Genomic DNA, 22,600 nt, shown 5'->3' with positions numbered 1-22,600 from the left:
GGTGATTTCGGCACGCTCGGCGGTTTTTTCGGCACGGTCGGCGGTTTTTTCGGCACGCTCGGCGGGGGGGTTATGCGGTGCGGGCGAGGGCTTCGATGGGGTCGCTGTAGATCGCATCGAGTGAGACCGCGCCGGCGGCCTGCTGCTGAACCGTTGCGCCGGAACGTGATACCCGCACGTCGCGTCGCGGGGCTACGGAGGTTTCCCGGACCGCCTGGGCAACCATCGGAAGCGTCGAGGGTGCATCGGTGAAAGCCTGGCCACCGAGGACGACGTGGTCGGGATTGAAGATGTCCCCGATCAGACCGACTGCGCGGCCCAGGACCGCAGCCCGCTCGGCCAGGATCGCCCGGGCGAGATCATTGCCCTCGGCCGCCAGCGAGTGCACCTCGTCGATGTTGCCGATCGCGAGTCCGGCCGCAATCGCGGCATCCACGATGCCGGTGTCGGTGACCGTCGATTCGAGTTGTCCGGTGCCCGACGGATCGAGCAGTTCGGTCTTGCCGACCGGGAAGTGCCCGATTTCCGGCGGGCCACCGGCCGGCGTGTAGACGCTGCCACCCACGGTGAACGCGATACCCACCGATTCACGGGCGTAGAAGTAGACGAAGCTGCCGCCTTCTTCGGCCGGGTCCACCAGCAGTTCGGCCTGGGGGTTGAGCAGCAATTCCGCGGCGGCCATGGCCTCGACGTGCGAGGCCACCGAGATCGGCAGTCCGATGACCGACGCCAGTACCTCGCCGACCGGGGCGGATTCCCACGGGAGACGCGGGTGGGTGTTTCGGCCGGCCTTGTCGACCCGACCGGCAAGCGCAACGCCGGCCCACAACATCTTCTTGTTCGGCCAGCGAGACAGGAAACGCTTGGTGCTCAGGCCGATCGAGGTCAGAGACTGTTCCGGCGTGTCCGCCACCGGCGTCGGGATCTGAATGGCACCGACCACGCGGTGGAAGAGGTCGTGGGTGGTGATCGAAGTGACCTTGAGGCCGATGTGGATGCCCACGGTCAAGAAGTCGGCGGTGTTCAGTTCGAAGGGCAACCGCGGACGCCCGATGGCGCCCGCTGGGGCCAGATCGGCGCGCTCGCGCAGCAAACCGGACTTCAGCAGCGCACTGACCTGGCGGTTCACGGTCGAGATGCTCAATCCAGAGGCGCTCGATGCGGCATCCCGGAACACCGGTCCGTGAAGACGCGCAGCCCGGAGCACAACCGCTGCCGGCTTGGTCGAGAGATGCAGCTGCGGGTTCGCGATGTGAATCTTGGGTGCCTTCTTCGGGCCGGGAACACCCAGCGGACGGGCAGGACGCCCGGGCGCGGTGACGCGGGAGCCGACCAGGGGTCGCGATCCGCTTCGCTCGGACGGACGGGTGACGGTGGAGCGGGTGGTGGAGCCGGAAACAATGCGGTGATCAAGTGTTGCAGTCATTTAAATGTCCTCGTCGGATGATCCCACCCGAAGAACCCATGGGGGTTCCGGGGCGAGAAGTTGTCAGATTCGAAAATGCCGCGAGCGCGGCGTGATCAGATCAGGACATTCGACAACAGAGGACGCGAGCAAAAGGCAGACGACATCCCAACGCGGTAGTCACATAGGTGACCTCCGGGATGTGGTGACCAGAGCTCGACATAGGCGCAAACATAGCAGTGACACAACCCCGCTGCAAACGATCGACCAGTGGGTACGAGCCGAAGTGAACCGGTCGCACCCACCGGTCGAACCCGGGTCGGAGACGAGCTCACCGGCGACAATAGCCCCGGCGCCGACCTCCACGTCGACTTGAAATCACGGCGAACGAAATTGTGGAAAGGAATCCCGAATACAGCCCACACTGGGTTGCGTTCCTCGTTTCCCACAGAAAGGCACCCGCCGTGTCCCTGCATTTCCACTGGTTCCTGCCGACGTACGGCGACTCCCGGAATCTGATGGCAGGTGGTCACGGTTCGGACATGTCAGGCGATCGTCCGGCAACGCTGCGTTATCTGAACCAGCTGGCCGGGGCTGCCGAGGTCAACGGTTTCGAAGCCGTCCTAACCCCGACCGGCCTGTGGTGTGAGGACGCCTGGTTGTCGACGGCGATGTTGCTGGAGACCACCGACACCCTCAAGTTCTTGGTTGCGATGCGTCCGGGGCTGATCAGCCCGACCCTGGCCGCACAGATGGCGGCGACCTACCAGTGGCAGTCCAAGGGACGCCTGTTGCTCAACGTCGTGACCGGTGGCGAATCGTCCGAGCAGCGCGCATTCGGCGACTTCCTGTCGAAGGACGCCCGTTACGAACGCTGCGGCGAGTACCTCGACATCGTCCGGCGCCTGTGGACCGAGGACGAGCCCGTCGACTTCACCGGCAAGCACCTGCGGGTGCAGGGCGCACAGCTCGCCCGGCGCCCCGATCCACTGCCCCCGGTCTTTTTCGGCGGATCCTCGCCGGCCGCGGGCGCCGTGGCCTCGAAGTTCGCGGACACCTACCTGACGTGGGGCGAAAAGCCCGACGCCGTCGCCGCCAAACTCGACTGGATCCGCGGACTTGCCGCTGCCGAGGGACGCGAGCTGACGTACGGCATCCGGCTCCACGTCATCTCCCGCGACACCTCCGAACAGGCCTGGGCCGAGGCAGATCGGCTTCTCGGAGCCCTTGACCCGGCGGTGGTGGCCGGTGCCCAGAAGAACCTCGCGCAGTCCGAGTCCGAAGGACAGAAGCGGATGCTCGAACTCCACAGCGGCGGGGCGGCTTTCAGTTCGACCACCGACGCCCGCTCCCTGGAGATCTACCCCAACCTGTGGAGCGGGGTGGGTCTGGTCCGCGGCGGCGCCGGAACCGCACTCGTCGGGTCGCACGACGAGGTCGCCGACCGGATCGAAGAATATGCCGCGCTCGGACTCGACCACTTCATCCTCTCCGGATACCCGCACGTCGAAGAGGCCTACCACTTCGGTGAAGGCGTCCGTCCGCGTCTGGTCCGGCGCGGCCTGCTCGATGCCGGCGATCACGCCCACGAACCGGTTCGCGGCGCGTTCCTGAGTTCGTATGAACCGGCCGGCGCCTCGTAAATCTGCCTCCACCTCAACTTTGGAGATGAACCCATGACCACCGAGAAGATCGCCGACCAGATCAAGTTCGCCTACTGGGTGCCCAACGTCAGCGGTGGCCTGGTCACCAGCGACATCGAACAGCGCACCGGCTGGGACTTCGAATACAACAAGAAGCTCGCCCGGACCGCCGAGAACAACGGTTTCGAATACGCCCTGTCCCAGGTGCGCTACATGGCGTCGTACGGTGCCGAATTCCAGCACGAATCAACCTCATTCAGCCTCGCACTGCTCGGTGCGACGGAAAAGCTGAAGGTCATCGCGGCGGTCCATCCCGGACTGTGGCATCCCGCGGTCCTCGCCAAGTTCGGCGCCACCGCTGATCACCTGTCGAATGGCCGCTTCGCGATCAACGTGGTGTCCGGATGGTTCTCCGGTGAGTTCAAGGCGCTCGGAGAACCATGGCTCGAGCATGACGAACGCTATCGACGTAGTGCCGAGTTCCTCGAGGTTATCCGGAAGATCTGGACCGAGGACAACGTCGAATACGCCGGCGACTTCTACCGGATCCGCGACTTCACCCTCAAGCCGAAGCCGCTCAACACACCGCAGCGCCCGAATCCCGAGCTGTTCCAGGGCGGTAACTCCACCGCGGCCCGAAACAACGGTGGCCGTTACGCCGACTGGTACTTCTCCAACGGCAAGGACTTCGACGGCGTCACCGAGCAGGTCGAAGACCTGCGAGCGGTGGCACGGGCACACAACCGCGAGGTCAGATTCGGCCTCAACGGTTTCATCATCGCCCGGGACACCGAGGCCGAGGCGCACGAAACCCTCCGCGAGATCATCTCGAAGGCCAATCGTCCTGCGGTCGAGGGCTTCCGTGACGCGGTCCAGCAGGCCGGCGCGTCCACATCCGATCACAAGGGCATGTGGGCCAATTCGTCGTACGAGGACCTCGTGCAGTACAACGACGGCTTCAAGACCAAGCTCATCGGCACCCCTGAGCAGGTCGCCGAGCGAATCGTCGCCTACAAGCGACTCGGGGTCGACCTGGTACTCGGGGGCTTCCTGCACTTCCAGGAAGAAATCGAGTACTTCGGCGCCAAGGTGCTCCCGCTGGTTCGTGAAATCGAAGCAGCAGACGAAGCTGCCGGTGTCAGCGCGTCGTGAGCAGCACCGCGATAGCAACCCGTATCGACTCTGCGGCACAGGCGCTTTCGACGGCACGCACGCTGGCGGCACATTTCGCCACCGGGGCCGCTGCCCGCGACCGTGACCGCAAACTCCCCCACCGTGAGATCGACGAGCTCTCCGCCAGTGGACTGTTGGCGATCACCGTCCCCGCACAGTTCGGTGGAGCCGACCTGACGCCAGGTGTCGTGGCCGAGATCGTCCGGATCCTGGCCACAGCCGATCCGAACATCGCGCAGATCCCGCACAGCCATTTCGTGTATCTGAACCTGTTGCGGCTGGCCGGTACCCAGACCCAGCAGCGGGACATCTTCTCTGATGTCCTCGGCGGTGGCCGTATCGCCAACGCACAGTCCGAGCGCGGCGGCAAAACGATCGCCGACATCTCGACAACGATCACACCGGTTTCGGGAGGCCTGCAGCTCGACGGTTCGAAGTTCTACTGCACGGGCTCCCTCTACGCCCATACGCTCGCCGTACTCGCGCGCCTGGAGGACCCGGACGGCGAATCCGGGCTCGAGCCAGGCGAATACGTGGCGTTCATACCCGCCGATGTTGCCGGGGTCCGCATCGTCGACGATTGGAACGGCATCGGACAGCGCACCACCGGCAGTGGGACTATCACCTTCGAAGCCGTCACCGTGCAACCCCGGCACCTGGTGGCCCGCGCCAGGGCACTCAACGCCCCGGCCGGGTACGGGGCCTTTGCCCAGCTGCTGCACGTGGCGATCGACGCCGGTATCGCACGCGGCGCCCTGCGCGCCGCAACCGATTTCGCGCGGACAAAGAGCCGACCGTGGTTCGAGGCCGGAGTCGACCGGGCCATCGACGACCCACTGTTGATCCAGCGTTTCGGGGAACTCGCGGTCGAGGTCCGAACCGCCGAGGCGACCTTGTCCGTGGCCGGAAACGCGGTGGACGCAACCTTTTCCGCGACGGCAGAGAACGCGGCCGAGCGAGCGGCCGAGGCCTCGATCGCCGTCGCGACGGCCAAGATCGTCGCGGACCGGGCTGCGAACGAGGTCTCCTCGGCCCTGTTCGAGGTGTCGGGCACACGCAGCGCCGCAGCCGATCTCGGACTCGACCACTTCTGGCGCAACGCCCGAACCCACACCCTGCACGACCCGGTGCGCTGGAAGTATCAGCACATCGGAAAAGCTCTGCTCCACGACGCGCCGCCACCGCTGCACGGCGTCATCTGATCGCCCGAACAGCACTCATGCCCATGCACACCGCGGTGTGCATGGGCATGAGTTTTATGCGGGTTTGCCCGAAAGTTTCGGTCTAGCTGCTCGCTGCCTGCCGGAGCATGGAGGTGGCAGCACCGTCGGTGTTGGTCTTCAGATCCACCGTCAGGGTGTTACCGGGGCCCGAAACCAGCGAGTTGAGCACGGGACCGACGAGGTTGCCGCAGCCGGTGAACGCCGGGATCTCGTAGGTGCCACTGAGAACGGTGTCGAGCCCTTCGTTGAGGTTGGCCGTGCCGCTCAGGTCGGCCGTGGTCACCGACGTCACACAGTTCGCCTTCGGGGGCAGCAGGTTCAGATTTGCCGAACCCGTGCTGATGCCCAGCGGCTGAATGCTGTCGATCTTGATCTTGAAACTCTGCTGAGCCTTCAGGGTCACGTCGAAGGTCTCCATGTCGATCCCCGCGGTGCCGGTGACCTCGGAGGGATCAACGATCGACATTTTGATCGTTGCCAGGTTCAGCGGTCCGAGTTTGAGGTCGGTGCTGGTGGTGGGGAGATTCAACTGGCCACTGAGCGTGCCCTTTTCGAGGCTGGGGAACTCCAGGCTCAGCGTCGTGGCGAGGGGGGTCGCCGGGAAGTCGACCTTCTGGTTGAGCTTCTTGATGACGGTCGAGGTGTTGGCGGTGTAATCGACCTCGAGATCGATGGTGTCGGCAGCGGCCGGGCCGGCCAGTGCAACACCGAGGGTGAGGGTGGCGGCCATCGCTGCGGCCGAAGAAACAACACGGGTCTTCATCCCCATTTTGTGTGGAGCCTTTCTGATCACTGTCTCGATGCTTGCTGCATACGAACTCACTGCAGCGTAAGTTCCCGCACCGAATATTATTGCTTTTGCGAACCTTTATCTGTTTCGTCCGATTGATCAGGCTTCTCAAAAGTGACCGTGACCTGCTCGAATCCCTTGGCCCGCTGCGCCTTCGCCTGCCGCGTGTAGGTCTTTCGATCACCCCGGGTCAGATCGACGTTGTCGGTGAACGGGGTCAGCAATGCCCGGGGATAAAGCCGGTGCTTGCGCACCACGTTGATCTCAGCGGACAGGACAACGGCGATCGCCGCCAGATAGAAGTATGCGAGAAGACCCAGGACCACCGCGAAGACACTGTTGGTGGTGCTGGCGTTCTTGACCACGCCCGTCACGTACACCGCTCCAAAGGTCTGCAACAGCTGCCACACCACACCCATCACGATCGCGCCGGGCAACACGTCGCGATAGCTCACGCTCTTGGAGGTCGTACTGAGCCGGAAGGCAACGGCAAAGATCGCCGAGTTGGTCAGCACCGCGGCCAGCCCCACCCAGAAGCTCTGCCACGTACTGAGCGGGCCCGAGAGTCCGCCAAAGGTCGTCAGGACCGTTGTCGCGACGAGCGCCAGCGCAATGAGTGTGAGCAACAGCAGACTTCGTACCCGCGACAAGATCGGATTCGGCCTGCTGTTGCGCGGTACCTGCCATGCCGTGTTCATCGCGTTCTGGGTCGCCTGACCGATACCTGAGGCGCCGTAGATGGCACCGACAAGACCGATGATGATGCCCGCGACACCACCGCTCAGTTCCTGCGGTGTCCCGAGTTGGTCACCGATGACCGGGAACTGACTCAGGGCCGAATCGATCACCGTCCGCTGCAGTTCGGGGTTGCCCTCCAGAACGATGCCGACGGTGGTGGTCAGCAGGAGCAGCAACGGGAACATCGACAGGAAGGCGTAATAGGTGATCAGGACCGCGAGGTATCCGCCTTGATCATCGACGAACTTGTAGATGACGGCGATCCCGAAACCCAGGACGGGGTGCCGCCGCTGCAGCCTGTCGAGTCGGTCGATCATCGAAGCACCTCACGTCGTACCGACACATCTTGAAAAGTGGCGCCGTTTGCAAGCGAGTGCGCTGTTCGACAACGCTACCCGAGGACCTCACCCGAGCCGATCGAGCAGTGCCCGCGCGTCGTGGGGTGCACGCACTTTGGCGTCGTTGTCGAAGTAGACGTAGACATCGCCGACGGTTGCCCGTTCCCGAAAGCGCGCCGCCCACCGGTCGAGGGAATCGTCGGTGTAGCCACTGGTGTACAACTCGTGCTCACCGTGCAACCGGGCATACACGAAATCCGTGGTCACCTCGTCGATCACCGGGAACTTGCCCGCCGAATCCGCCAGGACCAGCGCGATGCCTTTCTCCCGCAACAGTTGTGGGAACTCCGGAGTTTCGAAGCTCGGGTGGCGTACTTCCATCGCGTGCCGCAGTGGACGCTCGGCATCGGTGCTCGTCCAGGCGCGTCCGTCGACCTTGTCGCCGTGATTCTGGGACATTTCCGCGGCTTCTGTGGTGGTCCGCGGCAACAGATCGGCGAACGCCGACACGACGTCGGGGTCGAACGGCATGTTCGGGGGCAGCTGCCAGAGCATCGGTCCGAGCTTGGGACCCAGCGCCAGGACGCCGGAGGCCAAGAACGTCGCAAGCGGTTGATCGACGTCGACCAACCGCTTCATATGCGTGATGAACCGCGGTCCCTTCACCGCGAAGACGAAGTCGTCGGGGACCTGCTCCGCCCACCGCTGATAGCTGGTGGGGCGTTGCAACGAGTAGAAGGAACCGTTGATCTCGACCGAATTGAGGGTGCGGGAGAGGTATTCGAGTTCGCGACGCTGCGCCAGGCCCGGCGGGTAGAACTCGCCGCGCCACGGCGGATACACCCATCCGGAAGTCCCGATTCGGATCACCCCTCCACAACTACACCACAGACCCCACCAGGCACACTCATACCCATGACCGATATCGACGACCACCTGTTGCGCCGCACCGTTGCCATCGCCCGAGAGTCCCGTGAGTCCGGGAATCATCCTTTCGGCGCACTGCTGGCGACCCGCACCGGAGAGGTTGTCCTCGAGGCACAGAACACGGTGGAAACCGGAAAAGACGCCACCGGACATGCGGAAACCAATCTCGCCCGGATGGCCTCCGGCCGGTTCACGCCCGCCGAACTCTCCACGATGACCATGTACACCTCGGCCGAACCCTGTGCAATGTGCTCGGGCGCGGTCTACTGGGCCGGGATCGGAACGGTCGTCTACGCCCTGTCGGAGGCCGACCTGGCCGTCATCACCGGCGCCGACGAGCAGAATCCGACCATGGCGCTCCCCTGCCGGGAGGTTTTCGCAGCCGGCCAGCGACCCACCGCGGTGCACGGTCCCATCCCGATGCCCGAGGCCGCCGAGGTGCATGAAGGGTTCTGGAACAACTGAGAGATCGTGCCCTTTTGGGCTGGCTGGTGTCCGACTGCTCCCGTAATCTGTGTCACATGACTGTCGAGGCGCCAGCGGATTCAGACTTCCTGGAGGTCACCGAGCCGTTCCGTCGTGAATTGCTGGCGCATTGCTATCGGATGATGGGGTCGCACCACGACGCCGAAGACCTGCTCCAGGAGACCTTCATCCGGGCGTGGCGCGGGTACTCCAAGTTCGACGGCCGTTCCTCGGTCCGTACGTGGCTGTACAAGATCGCGACCAACACCTGCCTGACTGCGCTGGGTTCCAAGCAGCGCCGGCCGTTGCCCTCCGGCCTCGGTGGTGACTCGTACGATCCCGAGGCACCGCTGCTGCAGGACAACGAGGTTCCCTGGCTCGAGCCCTTCGCAGACTCCGACGAGACGCTGTCCGAAACCGCGGATCCGGCAACCATCGTCGGGGCCCGCGAATCGATTCGCCTCGCATTCATCGCCGCCCTCCAGCATCTGCCCGAGCGCCAGCGCGCCGTGTTGATCCTGCGTGACGTGTTGCAGTGGCGGGCCGCGGAGGTCGCCGAGACGCTCGATCTGACCACCGCGACGGTCAACAGCCTGCTGCAGCGGGCGCGGGCACAGCTCAAAGAGGTCTCTCCCGAGCGCGATTCGATCACCGAGCCCGAGGACCAGGCGCAGCAAGAGATGCTGCAGAAGTGGGTCGAGGCCTTCGAGACCTACAACATCGACGCCATCGTGGCTCTCTTCACCGACAAGGCCATCTGGGAGATGCCGCCGTTCACCGGCTGGTACCAGGGCCCGTCGATCATCGGCCGTCTCATCGAACACAACTGTCCGGCCGAGAAGGCCGACGACATGGTGCTGCTCCCCACCACCGCCAACGGCCAGCCGGCTTTCGGGCTGTACATGCGCGATCCACAGGACGGTGTGCATCGCCCTTTTCAGCTACAGGTCCTCGACATCACCCGGTCCGGTGTCGCGCATGTCGTGGTGTTCTTCTCCGAAACGATGGTCGAAGATTTTGCCCGATTCGGGTTGCCTGCCACCGCATCGCCGACAACCCGGACGGTTGCTGCTCAGCCCTCGATCGCCGACTGATCGATCCAGCTCAGACTTTCGCCTGATGCATCTGCGGCCGGAACCGGACACCATCGTGGGATGAGTCGCTTCGGTGCTTCGGTGCACAGTCAGAAGGCAGCGGCTGGGACAGCTTGCCCACGCGCCCGGCATGGATGCCCGGCGCGGTGCGCGAGACCCTCGAGGCCGATCCGCATCCGCTGACGGGTCGACGCACCACTCGCGATATCACGATCGACGTGCTCATGGTGTTGCTCGCCGCGGGGATCGGCGGTCTCACCATCGGTGGTCGGCTCGAGAACTGGGGTCCGCTTCTGGCCGCCGACATCGTTCTCGGTCTCTTCGGCTGTATCGCCCTGGTCTGGCGCCGCCGGTGGCCCGTGGCCGTCGCACTGATCCTCACCGTCGCGTCCGGATTCGCCTCATTCATCACCGGCCCTGCGTTTTTGGCCCTGTTCTCGCTCGCGGTCCACCGACCCTTGCGCTATTCGTTGGCCATCGGCGCACTCGGTATCGGTGCCGCGATGTCGAACTATTTCCTGTACCCCGACGCCGAGCAGGATTCCTGGAGCGTGATCCTGGCGTTCTCTGTGCTGCTCACCGTCGCCGTGCTCGGTTGGGGAACGATGGTGCGTAATCGCCGGCAACTGCTCATCTCGCTGGCCGAGCTCGCCCGCAACGTCGAGTCCGAGCAACGCGAACGGATCGCGCACGCCCGCGCCACCGAACGCGAACGTCTGGCCAGGGAGATGCACGACGTGCTCGCGCATCGCATGAGTCTGCTGTCGGTCCACGCGGGCGCCCTCGAGTTTCGGCCAGACGCCTCCCCGGAGGAGATCAGCCGGGCGGCCGGCGTGATCAGGGCCGGAGTCCATCAGATGCTCGTCGATCTGCGGGATGTGATCGGCATGCTCCGCGAGGAGACCGACGACGACCTGGCCGAACCGACCAGGTCCCTGGCCACTGTGCCCGAACTCTTCGACGAAACAGAACTGGCCGGAAGCGCGGTTGAGGCGACCGTCGACGTCGGCGACGTGGAACTGGTGCCCGCCGTGGTCAGTCGCGCGACCTACCGCATCGTCCAGGAGGGGCTGACAAATGCCCGCAAGCACGCCGGGGCGGTGCCGGTCACCGTACGGATCGTGGGGTCGCCAGGAACCGGGTTGACGATCACCATCGCGCAACCACTGAACCCGGGCATGTACCCGTCGATCCCGGGAACCGGATCGGGGCTGGTCGGCCTGAACGAGCGGGTGACGTTGGCCGGTGGCACGCTCCACCACGGCATCGTCGACAGAAGGTTCGTGTTGTCCGCACGGCTGCCCTGGGAGGGAGAGTGTCTGCCGTGAGCGACGAACCGGGTACCGGCATCCGTCTTCTGTTGATCGACGACGAGTGGCTGATCCGTGCGGGGCTGCGGACCATGCTGACCGGCCAGCCCGACATCACGATCGTCGGTGAGGCCGCAGACGGGGCCGGCGTGGCAGAGCTGGTTCGCGAGACCGACGCGACCGTGGTCCTGATGGACATCCGGATGCCGAAGGTCAACGGACTCGACGCCACCACCGTGCTGCGGGCACTGCCCGACCCACCGCACGTCATCATGCTGACCACCTTCAGCACCGACGACCTGGTCCTGCGATCCCTGCGTGCCGGGGCGAGCGGATTTCTGCTGAAAGACACACCCCCTCGCGATCTGATCGCGGCATTACGCAAGGTGGCCGCGGGCGAACCGATCCTCTCACCCGCCATCACCCGCAAGCTGATTCAGCGTTACACCGAGCCCAACAGTCGCAGCAGCCGCGGCGCAGAACAGTTCGGGCAACTCACCGCCGGTGAACAACGGGTCGCGGTGGCGGCCGCCCGTGGGATGTCCAACGCCGAGATCGCGGCCGGACTCCACGTGTCCGTCGCCACCGTCAAGACGCACATCTCCCACATGCTCGACAAGCTCGGCTTCAACAATCGGGTGCAGATCGCGCTGCTCGTCCACGATGTGCTGCCGGACGAGGTCCGGTAGCGATCGAGACACGGAATGATCCGGTGATCAGACCGGTTGAACTTCCCGACACGTGGTCGTCCATCAGCGCAAGGGGTCAGTTGTGAGAATCGGGATCATCGGTGCGGGTTTCATCGGCGGGACGCTGACCCGCCGACTGACGCGGTTGGGGCACCAGGTACGGGTCGCCAATTCACGGGATCCGCAGACCCTTGCCGAACTGGCCGCAGAAACCGGCGCTGAAGCGGTCTGGGCGAAGGACGCCGCCCGAGACGCAGACCTGGTGATCGTCAGCATTCCGCAGAAGAACACCCCTGACCTGGCGCCGGGAATCCTATCGAATCGCAAACCCGGGGCGCCGGTGATCGAGACCAACAACTACTACCCGCAGCAACGCGACGGGAAGATCGACGCCATCGAAGACGGGACGCCGGAAAGTGTCTGGGTCTCCGAGGTTTTGAACGAGCCCGTCTTCAAGGTCTTCAACGGCATCTACTGGAAGCACCTGTTGGAGAAGGGGACCCCGCCCGGAACGAAGGGCCGGATCGCATTGCCCATCGCCGGCGACGACGCCGAGGGCAAAAAGATCGTGTCGGCGCTGGTCGACGAACTCGGTTTCGACCCGGTCGATGCCAGATCGTTGGCACAGTCGTGGCGGCAACAGCCCGGAACCCCGGTGTACGGCAAAGACTTCGATGCGGAAGCCACCAAAAAAGCACTCGCGCAAGCGAGCCCGGAACGCACCGCCGAGTGGCGCGCCTGACCGCTACTTCAAGACCAGTTCGGCGCTGTCCACGAGCACCGTCACCAGGTCTTCGAGTGAGTCCGCGCCCAACGCGCCGACCATCTCATCCGATCGCATGCTGATCACCGATTCGACGAGCCGGAACGGCAGGTGCCGGCGGGGATCGGTGTGATTGCCCAGGACCTCTCCGGCCAGTTGCGCGTAGATTCGTGCCAAGTCACTTCGGGCACTGCGGAACTCGGCGAAACGCTCGGTCCGAAGTTCCGGCAACGAGTACAGCGCACCGAGATTCCAGCGAGAGCCGGCGAGCTGCCCGGCGTCGAAGCGCGCCAGTCGCTGCAGCCGCTCCAGCGCTGACCCGTCGGCTTCGAGCAGGGCGGTCGCCACCTCCAGCGGCGCGAGCACGGTGTCCTGCAGAAGCGCCTCGAGGATGTCGTCTTTGGTCTTGAAGTGGTGATAGAGCGAGGCCTGCCGGATCCCGACGGCCTCGGCGATCATCCGGGTGGACGTACCCGAGTACCCGCGCGTGGTGAAGAACTCGGCGGCGGCGTCGAGGATCTCGTCGCGCGCGGTTGCCCCACGGCGGCGCTGCTCCACCAACCGCGGGCGCCCGGGCCCTGCCGCAATCTGACTCACAAGCACTTACCCTACTGTCGCCCGGCCGCTTTCGGGCAGGACCAATCCTCAGCGCAAGCCCCCGACCTGCGGCGCAGTGTGGTTTGCGAAACCTAATCGTTTCACGTGGTAGCACCCTGGTAACAAACCTGTCACTCGATAGAAATCGCTTCACGATTATCTATCACTCGACAGGTTAATCGGGCCGCAGCGCCCACGACCAGGAAGACCCGCCATGACCGCAACAGCGCAACCACCCTCGGCGCCGAGCGCCGGGAGTGCCTCGAAGATCGGCGATTCCGACGATCTCTCTGCCTTCGGTTACACACAACAGTTGCACCGGTCATTGGGGACCTTCGCATCCTTCGCTGCAGGATTCTCGTTCGTATCGATCCTGACCACGATTTTCCAGCTGTTCGGCCTCGGCTTCTCTTTCGGCGGTCCGGCGTTTTTCTGGACCTGGCCCATCGTCTACGCGGGCCAGTTCCTCGTGGCGCTCTGTTTTGCCGAAATCGCCGCCAGGTATCCGATCTCGGGTGCCATCTACCAGTGGGCACGGCGCATGGGCGGTGAGGTCATCGGGTGGTTCGGCGGCTGGTTCATGATGCTCGCGCAGATCGTCACCGCATCGGCTGCGGCCATCGCGTTGCAGGTGGTCATGCCCTCCATCTGGGAAGGCTTCCAGCTCATCGGCGACGACTCCGCCCTGACCAGCACCAGCGGAGCGTCCAATGCGGTCCTGCTCGGCTCGATCCTGCTCGTCGTCACGACCTTCATCAACTGCATCGGCGTCAACTGGATGAGCCGGATCAACAACATCGGCGTCACCTGCGAGATCGTCGGTGTGATCGCGGTGATCCTGGCGCTGTTCACGCACGCCGAGCGTGGACCCGACGTCGTCTTCGACACCGGCCTCCCCGGTGAACAGCCCGGCTACATCTGGGCGTTCATCGTCTCCGGCCTGATGGCCGCCTACGTGATGGTCGGCTTCGGTTCCGCAGGCGAACTCGCCGAAGAGACAAAGAATCCGCGTCGGGTCGCTCCGCGCACGATCCGTCTGGCACTGACGGTTTCGGCGATCGGCGGCGGACTGATGCTGCTCGGCGCACTGATGGCCGCACCCAGCCTGGGTGAGGAACTCGCCGTCGGCGGTCTCCCCTATGTCCTCGACTCGGTCCTCGGATCCTTCTGGGGCAAGGTCCTGCTCTGTGACGTGGTGATCGCGATCTTCATCTGCACCTTGGCAATTCAGACCGCCTGCTCGCGGTTGATGTTCTCGATGGCCCGTGATGACCGGCTGCCGGCCTCCAGGATCCTCTCTCATGTCAACCCGAAGACCGGAACCCCGATCGCACCGTCGATCCTGATCGGTGTCCTGTGCATCGGTGTGCTCGTGGTCAACGTCGGCAACTCCGCCATCTTCGCGACCCTGGCCAGCGTCTGCATCATCTTGATCTACCTCGCCTACCTGTCCGTCACCGGTCCGATGCTCTGGCGCCGCATCAAGGGCTGGCCCGGCGAAGACGTGCGGGTGGATTCCGAGGGAAAGAAGCTGTTCACGTTGGGACGCTTCGGGATCCCGGTCAACATCTTGGCCGTCGTCTACGGATTCCTGATGGTGATCAACCTCGCCTGGCCCCGCGAAGAGATCTTCGATCCGGCCGGTGAGATGCCGATCCTCAAGTGGGCAGGCCCGATCTGCATCGTGGTCGCGATCATCGTCGGTATCGCCTGCTTCCCGCACGGCAAGAAGCACCCGATGCCGGTCCCGGCGCCGTCAGCTGCAGCTTCCGAGTAGCAGACCGTTCAACCCACCTATCGCACAAGGATATTCATCATGACTGCAACCGGAGCCACCACCGGAACCACGGCGGGCGCCCGCGAACACGCCCGCGCTCAGGCCCAGACGATCACCGACTCCATGCCGGTCGTCCCCGCCTCGGCATGGCCCGCGATTCCGGAAGAGACCGCACCACAGGACATGACATGGGCCGAGACCATCCCGGGCGGCCGTTACACCGTCAAGGTCCTGGCCCGGGGCACCCGCCTCCGACTCCGCGACGTGACCGGCACCGGATGTGCGCATCTGCTGTTGTGGCGTTCCGATGCCCCGTGGGAGCGGCTCAATGTCGCCGACACGGTGAAGGTGCCATGGCAGGCGTACCTCGGCACCGGTCACCCGCTCCTCAGCGATCAGGGTCGGGCGCTGGCGACCATCGTCGAGGACACCTCGGGCCATCACGATGCCCTGTGCGGCACCACCACCCTGTCCACCAACACCGAGAAGTATGGTGCCGGTGAGGTCCATTCACACTCGCCGGCGGGACGTGAGTTGTTCACGCTGGCCGCGGCCAAGCAGGGGCTCACACCCACCGACGTCGTGCCGTCCATCTCCTTCTTCCACAGCGTGGTGGTCGAGGCCGATGGATCGCTCACCTCCAAAGGATCTGCCGGACAAGACAAGTACGTCGACCTGCTACTGCACCTTCCGTGCACCGTGGCGATCGTCAACACCGCCCACCCGCTCGATCCCTCACCGACATTCGACGTCGGCCCCGTGGAGGTGCTGGCCTGGAAGGCACCTGCCGACCTCGACGCCGCGGTGACCGGGCTGCGCGACACCGACCCCGAGTACCAGCGCGCGGTCCTCAACTCCGAAGACGCCTGGAACGCCGCCCATTTTGAAAGGACCGTCTGATGTCCACCACCGCAACAACATCCGCCGCCACGGCATCGGCCGACGAATTGGCCCTGATCCCCGGCGAGGTGATCTCCGATCACGTGATCGGAGACCGCGCACCCTGGTCGGGTGTGGTCGCGGCCGGTGATGTGCTGACCATCGTCGATCTCCACGGCAATCAGGCCGTCGACACCCTGTTCTTCGGCGCCCACGATCATGCGGTCCGCTACTCCGCTCAGGCGACGATCGCGGCACAGGGCAACATCTTCCTGACCACCGGCAGTGTCATCCGCGATCACGAGGGCGCCCCGCTGATGACCATCGTGGCCGACGAGGTCGGCAACCACGACACCGTTGGTGGCGCCTGTTCACAGGAATCGAACACGCTGCGATACGGACACCACACCAAACACCAGCACGCCTGCGTCGAGAACTTTCTGATCGGTGGCGCACCACACGGTTTGGGCAAGGCCGATCTGGTCGGAAACGTCAACTTCTTCATGAATGTGCCCGTCGATGCCGACGGTTCGCTGGGCATCGTCGACGGGTTGTCGGCACCGGGACTCCGACTGGCACTGCGCGCCGAGGTCGACACCCTGGTCCTGATCTCCAACTGCCCGCAGATCAACAACCCCTGCAACGGATTCGACCCCACCGCCGTCCGCGTCGTCGTGACCCGGCCGGCAGCAGTTTCGAAAGGCGCCTGAAGCAATGTCGACGATCTCGGTCCTGCGGGCGGGTCCGCAGACCACCATCCAGGATTGGCCCGGACGTATCCGGCACTGGCAGGTCGGTGTCCCACCGTCGGGGCCGATGGACGACCTGTCGTTCCGCCTGGCGAACGTGGCGGTCGGAAACCCCGAGGGCGCAGCCGGACTCGAATGCACCCTGATGGGGCCGCGGTTGACGTTTGCCGAGGACACCGTCGTCGCGGTCACCGGTGCGCCGGCCGTTGTCACCGTCGGTTCGATTCCGGTGCCGCAGTGGGCCCCGGTCACGGTGAAGGCCGGGGAGATCCTCGACATCGGCGCGGCGGGACCGGTCGGGATGAGGGTCTACGTGGCCGTCGCCGGTGGTGTCGAGGCCGAGGAGTACCTGGGTAGCCGTTCCACGTTCACGCTCGGCAAGTTCGGCGGCAAGGACGGCCGTCCGCTCACCGAGGGCGACACCCTCACCTGTGCCGGTGCCGACCTGGTCACTGCGCCCCGGCGCATCCTGAACGAGGAGAAGCCCGCGCTCACCGAGAACTGGCACCTCGCGGTGACCGTCGGACCGCACAGCGCACCCGAGTTCTTCACCGTCGAAGACATCGACGACCTCTACAACACGCCCTACGAAGTCCACTTCAACTCCGACCGGACCGGCGTCCGGCTCGTCGGACCCCAGCCGCGCTGGGCCCGCACCGACGGCGGCGAGGCCGGTCTGCACCCGTCGAACATTCACGACAACGCCTACTCGGTCGGTGCGCTGGATTTCACCGGCGACACCCCCATCCTGCTCGGGCCCGACGGTCCGAGTCTGGGCGGCTTCGTCTGCCCGGTCACGATCACCACCGCCGATCGCTGGAAGATGGGACAGCTCAAACCCGGCAACACCGTGCGCTTCGTCCCCGTCCGTTCAGCGCAGACGGCCAGCCCCGCCGACCTCGGTTCGGCCCGTCGCTCCGACATCAGTGTGGTCTTGTCGTCCGGCGGCGACCTCGATAACGGTGTCCTGGGGTCCACGATGACCGCCGACGGCAGCACCGTGGTCACCTACCGGCGCAGCGGTGACGACAACATCCTGGTCGAATACGGCGACATGACGCTCGACCTGGCGCTGCGGGCCCGCGTCCACGCACTCGCCCAGCGGATCGAAGCGGATCGTCCGGCCGGACTCATCGACCTCACCCCCGGCATCCGGTCGTTGCAGGTCAAGGTCGACCCGACCAGACTGCGGCAATCGGTTCTGCTGGACTGGCTGATCGAGTGCGAGGCCCAGTTGCCGGCCGCGTCGGAACTGGTGGTCCCGAGCCGGACCGTCCACCTACCGCTGTCCTGGGACGATCCGGCAACGCGGGAGGCCATCGAGCGATACATGCTCGGGGTCCGCTCCGATGCCCCGTGGTGCCCGTGGAACATCGAGTTCATCCGGCGGATGAACGGACTCGACTCGGTCGACGATGTCCACCGCATCGTCTTCGACGCCTCGTACCTCGTGCTCGGCCTTGGCGACGTGTATCTCGGTGCACCGGTTGCGGTCCCCCTGGATCCCCGCCATCGGCTGGTCACCACCAAGTACAACCCGGCCCGCACGTGGACACCGGAGAACGCGGTCGGGATCGGTGGCGCCTACATGTGCATCTACGGTATGGAAGGTCCCGGCGGCTACCAGTTCGTCGGGCGCACCACCCAGGTGTGGAATCATCGGCATCCACTGGAAGCGGCCGGATTCGACCCCGAGCACCCGTGGTTGCTGCGCTTCTTCGACAAGATCAGGTGGTACCCGGTGAGTGCGGACGAACTGCTCGACCTGCGCGCCGACACCGCTGCCGGTCGTGGTGAGGTGAAGATCGAGCACGGGACGTTCTCGCTCGCCGAACACCAGCAGTACCTCGACGAGAACGCCGCCGACATCCTCACCGAGCGAACGGCGATGGAGATCGCCCGAACCGAAGAACGTCGACGCTGGTCCGAAGGTGGCGAGTTCGCCATCAAAACAGGAAGGGTGGCATGAGCCGCATCGCCGAGATCTACGCCGCGATCGCCGCGGCCGATCGCCCGGAAGTCTTCATCACACTGCGTGAGCAGGCCGACGTAACCCGGGAACACGCCGCATCTTTGGCCGCCGGCGGTCCGCTTGCCGGTGTGGTCCTGGCAGTGAAGGACAACGTGGACGTGGCCGGGCTCCCGACCACGGCCGCCTGCCCCGGCTACGAATACCTGCCAGAGGTCGACGCTGTCTCGGTCGCCGCGCTCCGGGCCGCGGGCGCGGTGGTCATCGGCAAGACCAATCTCGACCAGTTCGCGACCGGGCTCGTCGGAACCCGTAGTCCCTATGGCGCGGTGCGTGATTCCCGTCGCGACGACCGGATCTCCGGTGGATCCAGTTCCGGATCGTCCGTCGCCGTCGCCCTGGGTTTCGCCGACATCGCGATCGGCACCGACACCGCCGGATCCGGTCGGGTGCCGGCCGGTTTACAGGGCATCGTCGGCATCAAGCCGACGCTGGGCGTGGTCAGCACCACCGGTGTCGTACCGGCGTGCGCGAGCTATGACTGCGTCACGATCCTGGCCGCCGACCTCGACCTCGCCAACCGCGCGATGGGCGTGATGTCCGACGTCGGAACATGGCCCGCCGATACCAATTTCGCAGCGGCCGAGCACCCGGTGGTTGCGGTCCCGGAGACGCTGCCCGCCTTGGACGAACGCTGGCAGGCCGCCTTCGCAGCAGCCGTTGAACAGGCTCAGTCGGCGGGCATCGTGGTCAAGCGCATCAACATCGACGACTTCCTCGCCGCCGCCAAGCTCCTGTACGAGGGCGCTCTGGTGGCAGAACGGTACGACGCGGTCGGCGAGTTCATCACGGCCGCCGACGATTCGGCTGGTCTCGACCCGACGGTGGCCGGGATCATCGGTGGTGCCGACCGCTTCCGGGCCACCGAGCTGCTGGCCGATCGTCGACGCGTCGAGGAGTTGCGTGTCCGCGCACTCGAGGCCCTCGGCGACGCCGCGGCCCTGCTGGTGCCGACGGCCCCGATGCATCCGACCCTGGCGCAGGTGGCCGCCGATCCGGTCGGGGTCAACGCGACGATGGGCACGTACACCAATTTCTGCAACCTCTTCAACCTGTGCGCGGTGGCCGTCCCGGCCGGGGAGGTCATCGAATCAGATGGCAGCACAGCGCAGTTCGGCATCACCGTGATCGGACGTGCCCATGACGACGCCGTTGCACTCGACATCGCCGGGCGCATCGGCAGCAGCCTGCCTGCCACCGGTCCGTCGTGGCCGGAGCGAGCGGGTGCCGATGTCACCGAGGTGTTCGTGGTCGGGGCCCATCTGCGGGGACAGCCCTTGGACAGTCAGTTGACCAGCCGCGGTGCCCGATGGTCGGGTGAAGCCGCGACCGCGCCGGAATACCGTCTGGTCGCGCTCGACACCCAACCGGCCAAGCCCGGACTGGTCCGCGACAGCGACCACGGCAAATCCATCCGCGGCGAACTCTGGACCCTGTCCCCGGCCGCCCTGGGAACGTTCCTCGCAGAGCTGCCGGCGCCGATGACACTGGGTCCGGTTGAGCTCTCCGACGGCCGCTGGACTGTCGGCTTCGGTTGCAGTCACGATGCCGTGGCCGACGCCGAACCACTCACTGCGACACACTGGTTGGAGCGCTAGGCTGCCCTCCCCGCAGTTCTGAGATGACCCGCCCGTACGCCTGCAGATCGGCGGCGGGCGGGTCTATCGGCGTCAGGTAGCTGATTCCGAAGCGGTCCCGCAGTTCCCTGATCCGGGCAACGACCTCGGCATGGCTGCCGCGCAACCCGTTTGGCAACGCCAGGAGTTCGGCATCGGTATCCGTCGGTCGATGACTCCGCAGGACGTCGAGGTCGGGTTCACGATCGATGGCGAGATCAAGAATGATCAGATTGATCTCGAGTTGATCGAACCGGCCACCGGCCGCGGATCGGATGAATCCGACACGCTCGGCGAGCACCTCGTCGTCGGCGACCACGGCGAGGGCGACGATATCGGCGTGCCTCGCCGCGAACGTGAGGATCTTGTCCCCGGTTCCGGCGATCATGATCGGCGGGGGCTTCTGCACCGATGGCGGCTCGTGGTCGTCACGCCCGAGAAGGTCTTTGAGTGCCAGCACCGTATCGCGTAGATGCTGCACCCGCTCACCGGGTGTCCCGAAAGGTAAACCGGCAGCGTCGAACTCGCTCTCCACATAGCCGGCGCCGATACCGACTTCGAAACGTCCCCCGCTGAGCTGATCGATACTGGCGACCTCTCGGGCCAGCAGGGCCGGACGATAGAAACCGGCATTGAGAACGAACGTGCCGATCCGGACAGTGGGCGCGACTGCCGCTGCGGCGGCCAACATGGGAAACGGCGCCCCGAGCTCAAGATGATCCGGCAACAAGATGACATCGACGCCACCCCGCTCGGCCTCACGAACCTGGGCCAAGAACTCAGCCACACCGCCACGACCCAGTAGGTTCACGCCGAACCGAAAGTCACGTGTTGTACCCATGCATCTCACCGTATCGAAAGACCAAGCGGTCCGGGCCCGTGTCGATCATCCCGCCGATCTTCCGCACACAGCCGCAATGTCAGACCCCTTCATTACACTGCCCTCCCAAACCGCGAGTGTCCCGAAACATTCTGCGCTACAGCGCAATAGGCTTATTCGAAAGCTTGTGCGAAGGAGTTTCCAGGTGTACGCTCAAATCATGGACTTCGGGGGAATGTTCGCCAGGTTGTCTGATCTGGCAGGGGATGCAGCTTTGGTCGCCGGGGATGATGCGCAGTTTTCATCACACACGGTGGCGGTTATCCGACTCAATCACGTTGTGGAACAGATACTTTTCCGGCTGGTCGGCGAAGTCGACAAGCGTGGGTTGGCGCAGAAATCGGGTGTGCGATCCACCGCCAGGCTGCTCCAGCAGGAGGGGATGGCGCCGGCGGCGGCCCATCGATATGTGCGGGTGGGCAAGGCGCTCGGCGACATTCCCTCAGTGGCGGCCTACGGTGTGGACGGAACGCTGTCGGGCGAGCATGTGGACTCGATAGTGAAGGGTATCAACCACATTGAACGGCGAAATCCAGACTTACCCGACGCTGAACGAGACGATTGTGTCCGAGGCTTGCTGACCGAAGCGTTGATGGCCAGTCCGGCCGCGGTGTCGGAACGGGCGCGGCATATCGCGATCGTGTTGTCGCCACCGGACAAGCCGATCCCGGACGCCGAGAACCATGAGCTCAACGAGTTCACCCTCGGGAACGGTGACGATGGACGCAGCCACGGCACCTTGGATCTGGACAACCTGCTGGGCGAGAAACTACGGGTCGCGCTCGATCCGTTGTCGACACCGGTACCCGAACCCGACGGATCACCGGATCGCCGATCGAATGCCCAGATCCGCGCCGATGCTCTTGAGCGACTTCTCGATTCGTATCTCGATCAGGAAGACCGGCCGTCACGTGGCGGCGCAAAGCCCCATGTGGTGGTGACCGTGACCCCAGAACACCTGCAGGAGTTGCAACTACGCGGCATCCCAGGTGCCAAGGCGCCCACGTTGGCACCGGCCTTCGAATGGACCGGACCGGCATCAGCATCGACCGCCCAAATGGTGGCATGTGATTCGGTGATCACGAAGATCCTGCTCGACAACAATTCGGTGCCGCTCGATGTCGGCCGCGATCAACGGACAGTGACGCCGGCAATCCGAAAGGCCTTGATCGCCCGCGACCGGGGCTGTGCGTTCCCTGGGTGTGATTGCCCGCCCGGACGGACTGACGCCCACCACATTGACTTCTGGAGCCATGGTGGTGGGACCAGCATGATCAACATGGTTCTGCTGTGTCGGCGACACCACCGCTACATCCACCACCGTGGCTGGGAGGTCTTTATCAATCGCGATGGTCATCCGTGGTTCATCGCGCCGGACGACCTCACCAGGACCCCGATCCGATCCAACGCCCGCCGCACCCTGACCACCGAGCTCACCGCAGCCTGATCAACCCGCAGTTTTTCCATCCGCAACACGGCTGCCCCGTGCACTGCAGGATCTTTGACAACTTCACA

Annotated in this window: 20 protein-coding genes; 14 read left to right on the top strand and 6 right to left on the bottom strand. The window is 64.9% G+C overall.

The genetic code is table 11. The features are described from left to right. Window positions 1-70: 70 nt before the first annotated feature. Window positions 71-1,426 carry an ROK family protein gene (locus AC51GT_RS13805; RefSeq protein ID WP_496329135.1) on the bottom strand — a complete coding sequence of 452 codons (1,356 nt, stop codon included), beginning with the start codon at window positions 1,424-1,426 and terminating at the stop codon, window positions 71-73. A gap of 443 nt (window positions 1,427-1,869) precedes the next feature. Between AC51GT_RS13805 and AC51GT_RS13800 the strand changes: the two genes are divergently transcribed. The 3 genes from AC51GT_RS13800 to AC51GT_RS13790 are packed head-to-tail and all read left to right on the top strand — an operon-like array spanning window position 1,870 to window position 5,423. Then, complete coding sequence (locus AC51GT_RS13800; protein ID WP_496329134.1) at window positions 1,870-3,048, top strand: LLM class flavin-dependent oxidoreductase; 1,179 nt, start codon at window positions 1,870-1,872, stop codon at window positions 3,046-3,048. A gap of 33 nt (window positions 3,049-3,081) precedes the next feature. Beyond that, window positions 3,082-4,200 (top strand): dimethylsulfone monooxygenase SfnG, encoded by a 1,119-nt coding sequence (sfnG, locus tag AC51GT_RS13795; RefSeq protein ID WP_496329133.1) that lies wholly within the window; start codon window positions 3,082-3,084, stop codon window positions 4,198-4,200. Continuing rightward, complete coding sequence (locus AC51GT_RS13790) at window positions 4,197-5,423, top strand: SfnB family sulfur acquisition oxidoreductase (RefSeq protein WP_496329132.1); 1,227 nt, start codon at window positions 4,197-4,199, stop codon at window positions 5,421-5,423. Before sfnG ends, AC51GT_RS13790 begins: the two co-directional genes overlap by 4 nt. Window positions 5,424-5,505: 82 nt before the next feature. Here the strand turns inward: AC51GT_RS13790 and AC51GT_RS13785 are convergent, their stop codons facing one another. The 3 genes from AC51GT_RS13785 to AC51GT_RS13775 form a co-directional block, all read right to left on the bottom strand. Then, window positions 5,506-6,207 carry a hypothetical protein gene (locus AC51GT_RS13785; RefSeq protein ID WP_496329131.1) on the bottom strand — a complete coding sequence of 234 codons (702 nt, stop codon included), beginning with the start codon at window positions 6,205-6,207 and terminating at the stop codon, window positions 5,506-5,508. An 86-nt stretch (window positions 6,208-6,293) separates the two neighbouring features. Beyond that, the gene (locus AC51GT_RS13780; RefSeq protein ID WP_496327378.1) at window positions 6,294-7,289 is read right to left on the bottom strand and encodes a YihY/virulence factor BrkB family protein; all 996 of its coding nucleotides are present in this window, start codon (window positions 7,287-7,289) and stop codon (window positions 6,294-6,296) included. An 87-nt stretch (window positions 7,290-7,376) separates the two neighbouring features. Continuing rightward, entirely contained in the window at window positions 7,377-8,180 is an 804-nt protein-coding gene (locus AC51GT_RS13775) for a DUF72 domain-containing protein (RefSeq protein ID WP_496327379.1), read from the bottom strand. A gap of 45 nt (window positions 8,181-8,225) precedes the next feature. On the opposite strand from AC51GT_RS13775, the gene AC51GT_RS13770 reads away from it, so the two are divergent. The 5 genes from AC51GT_RS13770 to AC51GT_RS13750 all read left to right on the top strand — a co-directional run bounded on the left by AC51GT_RS13770 (window position 8,226) and on the right by AC51GT_RS13750 (window position 12,537). Beyond that, window positions 8,226-8,702 (top strand): nucleoside deaminase, encoded by a 477-nt coding sequence (locus tag AC51GT_RS13770; protein ID WP_496327380.1) that lies wholly within the window; start codon window positions 8,226-8,228, stop codon window positions 8,700-8,702. Window positions 8,703-8,758: 56 nt separating this feature from the next. Then, a complete protein-coding gene (locus AC51GT_RS13765) occupies window positions 8,759-9,796 on the top strand; it encodes a sigma-70 family RNA polymerase sigma factor (RefSeq protein WP_496327381.1) in 1,038 nt (345 codons plus the stop codon). Between the two features lie 146 nt (window positions 9,797-9,942). Continuing rightward, entirely contained in the window at window positions 9,943-11,124 is a 1,182-nt protein-coding gene (locus tag AC51GT_RS13760; RefSeq protein ID WP_496329130.1) for a sensor histidine kinase, read from the top strand. Continuing rightward, window positions 11,121-11,795: a response regulator gene (locus AC51GT_RS13755; protein ID WP_496327383.1), complete on the top strand. Its 675-nt coding sequence runs from the start codon at window positions 11,121-11,123 to the stop codon at window positions 11,793-11,795. Before AC51GT_RS13760 ends, AC51GT_RS13755 begins: the two co-directional genes overlap by 4 nt. 82 nt (window positions 11,796-11,877) lie before the next feature. Then, the gene (locus tag AC51GT_RS13750) at window positions 11,878-12,537 is read left to right on the top strand and encodes an NADPH-dependent F420 reductase (protein ID WP_496329129.1); all 660 of its coding nucleotides are present in this window, start codon (window positions 11,878-11,880) and stop codon (window positions 12,535-12,537) included. A 3-nt stretch (window positions 12,538-12,540) separates the two neighbouring features. Here the strand turns inward: AC51GT_RS13750 and AC51GT_RS13745 are convergent, their stop codons facing one another. Next, window positions 12,541-13,155 carry a TetR/AcrR family transcriptional regulator gene (locus AC51GT_RS13745; RefSeq protein ID WP_496327385.1) on the bottom strand — a complete coding sequence of 205 codons (615 nt, stop codon included), beginning with the start codon at window positions 13,153-13,155 and terminating at the stop codon, window positions 12,541-12,543. Window positions 13,156-13,369: 214 nt separating this feature from the next. Here AC51GT_RS13745 and AC51GT_RS13740 point away from each other — a divergent pair, with 214 nt between their 5' ends. Genes AC51GT_RS13740 through atzF form a run of 5 tightly spaced genes read left to right on the top strand, consistent with a single transcriptional unit; the run spans window position 13,370 to window position 20,187 of the window. After that, window positions 13,370-14,932, top strand: coding sequence for an amino acid permease (locus AC51GT_RS13740; RefSeq protein ID WP_496329128.1), 1,563 nt, complete (start codon window positions 13,370-13,372; stop codon window positions 14,930-14,932). Between the two features lie 39 nt (window positions 14,933-14,971). Next, window positions 14,972-15,832 carry an urea amidolyase associated protein UAAP1 gene (locus AC51GT_RS13735; RefSeq protein WP_496329127.1) on the top strand — a complete coding sequence of 287 codons (861 nt, stop codon included), beginning with the start codon at window positions 14,972-14,974 and terminating at the stop codon, window positions 15,830-15,832. Continuing rightward, window positions 15,832-16,521, top strand: a complete 690-nt coding sequence (locus AC51GT_RS13730; RefSeq protein ID WP_496329126.1) for an urea amidolyase associated protein UAAP2 — start codon at window positions 15,832-15,834, stop codon at window positions 16,519-16,521. Before AC51GT_RS13735 ends, AC51GT_RS13730 begins: the two co-directional genes overlap by 1 nt. A gap of 4 nt (window positions 16,522-16,525) precedes the next feature. Then, window positions 16,526-18,529, top strand: a complete 2,004-nt coding sequence (locus AC51GT_RS13725) for a 5-oxoprolinase/urea amidolyase family protein (RefSeq protein WP_496329125.1) — start codon at window positions 16,526-16,528, stop codon at window positions 18,527-18,529. Continuing rightward, on the top strand, window positions 18,526-20,187 hold the full coding sequence (gene atzF / locus AC51GT_RS13720) for an allophanate hydrolase (RefSeq protein WP_496329124.1): 1,662 nt from the start codon (window positions 18,526-18,528) through the stop codon (window positions 20,185-20,187). The genes AC51GT_RS13725 and atzF overlap by 4 nt, the downstream gene beginning before the upstream one ends. Here atzF and AC51GT_RS13715 read toward each other — a convergent pair. Next, complete coding sequence (locus AC51GT_RS13715) at window positions 20,159-21,046, bottom strand: TIGR03621 family F420-dependent LLM class oxidoreductase (RefSeq protein ID WP_496329123.1); 888 nt, start codon at window positions 21,044-21,046, stop codon at window positions 20,159-20,161. The two genes, atzF and AC51GT_RS13715, sit on opposite strands and share 29 nt — an antisense overlap. Before the next feature lie 199 nt (window positions 21,047-21,245). On the opposite strand from AC51GT_RS13715, the gene AC51GT_RS13710 reads away from it, so the two are divergent. Continuing rightward, complete coding sequence (locus tag AC51GT_RS13710; protein WP_496329122.1) at window positions 21,246-22,532, top strand: HNH endonuclease signature motif containing protein; 1,287 nt, start codon at window positions 21,246-21,248, stop codon at window positions 22,530-22,532. The last annotated feature ends 68 nt before the right edge of the window (window positions 22,533-22,600 follow it).

The sequence above is a fragment of the Williamsia sp. z34 genome, from assembly GCF_059553395.1.
The sequence above is the reverse complement of the archived record's forward strand: the minus strand, read 5'-3'. Positions and strand labels throughout refer to the sequence as shown.

What these genes read in the sequence shown, in the direction of transcription:
- AC51GT_RS13805 (WP_496329135.1), bottom strand. Translation starts at nt 1,426, where the DNA reads ATGACTGCAACACTTGATCACCGCATTGTTTCCGGCTCCACCACCCGC.
- sfnG (WP_496329133.1), top strand. Translation starts at nt 3,082, where the DNA reads ATGACCACCGAGAAGATCGCCGACCAGATCAAGTTCGCCTACTGGGTG.
- AC51GT_RS13785 (WP_496329131.1), bottom strand. Translation starts at nt 6,207, where the DNA reads ATGAAGACCCGTGTTGTTTCTTCGGCCGCAGCGATGGCCGCCACCCTC.
- AC51GT_RS13780 (WP_496327378.1), bottom strand. Translation starts at nt 7,289, where the DNA reads ATGATCGACCGACTCGACAGGCTGCAGCGGCGGCACCCCGTCCTGGGT.
- AC51GT_RS13770 (WP_496327380.1), top strand. Translation starts at nt 8,226, where the DNA reads ATGACCGATATCGACGACCACCTGTTGCGCCGCACCGTTGCCATCGCC.
- AC51GT_RS13765 (WP_496327381.1), top strand. Translation starts at nt 8,759, where the DNA reads ATGACTGTCGAGGCGCCAGCGGATTCAGACTTCCTGGAGGTCACCGAG.
- AC51GT_RS13740 (WP_496329128.1), top strand. Translation starts at nt 13,370, where the DNA reads ATGACCGCAACAGCGCAACCACCCTCGGCGCCGAGCGCCGGGAGTGCC.
- AC51GT_RS13735 (WP_496329127.1), top strand. Translation starts at nt 14,972, where the DNA reads ATGACTGCAACCGGAGCCACCACCGGAACCACGGCGGGCGCCCGCGAA.
- AC51GT_RS13730 (WP_496329126.1), top strand. Translation starts at nt 15,832, where the DNA reads ATGTCCACCACCGCAACAACATCCGCCGCCACGGCATCGGCCGACGAA.
- AC51GT_RS13725 (WP_496329125.1), top strand. Translation starts at nt 16,526, where the DNA reads ATGTCGACGATCTCGGTCCTGCGGGCGGGTCCGCAGACCACCATCCAG.
- atzF (WP_496329124.1), top strand. Translation starts at nt 18,526, where the DNA reads ATGAGCCGCATCGCCGAGATCTACGCCGCGATCGCCGCGGCCGATCGC.
- AC51GT_RS13715 (WP_496329123.1), bottom strand. Translation starts at nt 21,046, where the DNA reads ATGGGTACAACACGTGACTTTCGGTTCGGCGTGAACCTACTGGGTCGT.
- AC51GT_RS13710 (WP_496329122.1), top strand. Translation starts at nt 21,246, where the DNA reads ATGGACTTCGGGGGAATGTTCGCCAGGTTGTCTGATCTGGCAGGGGAT.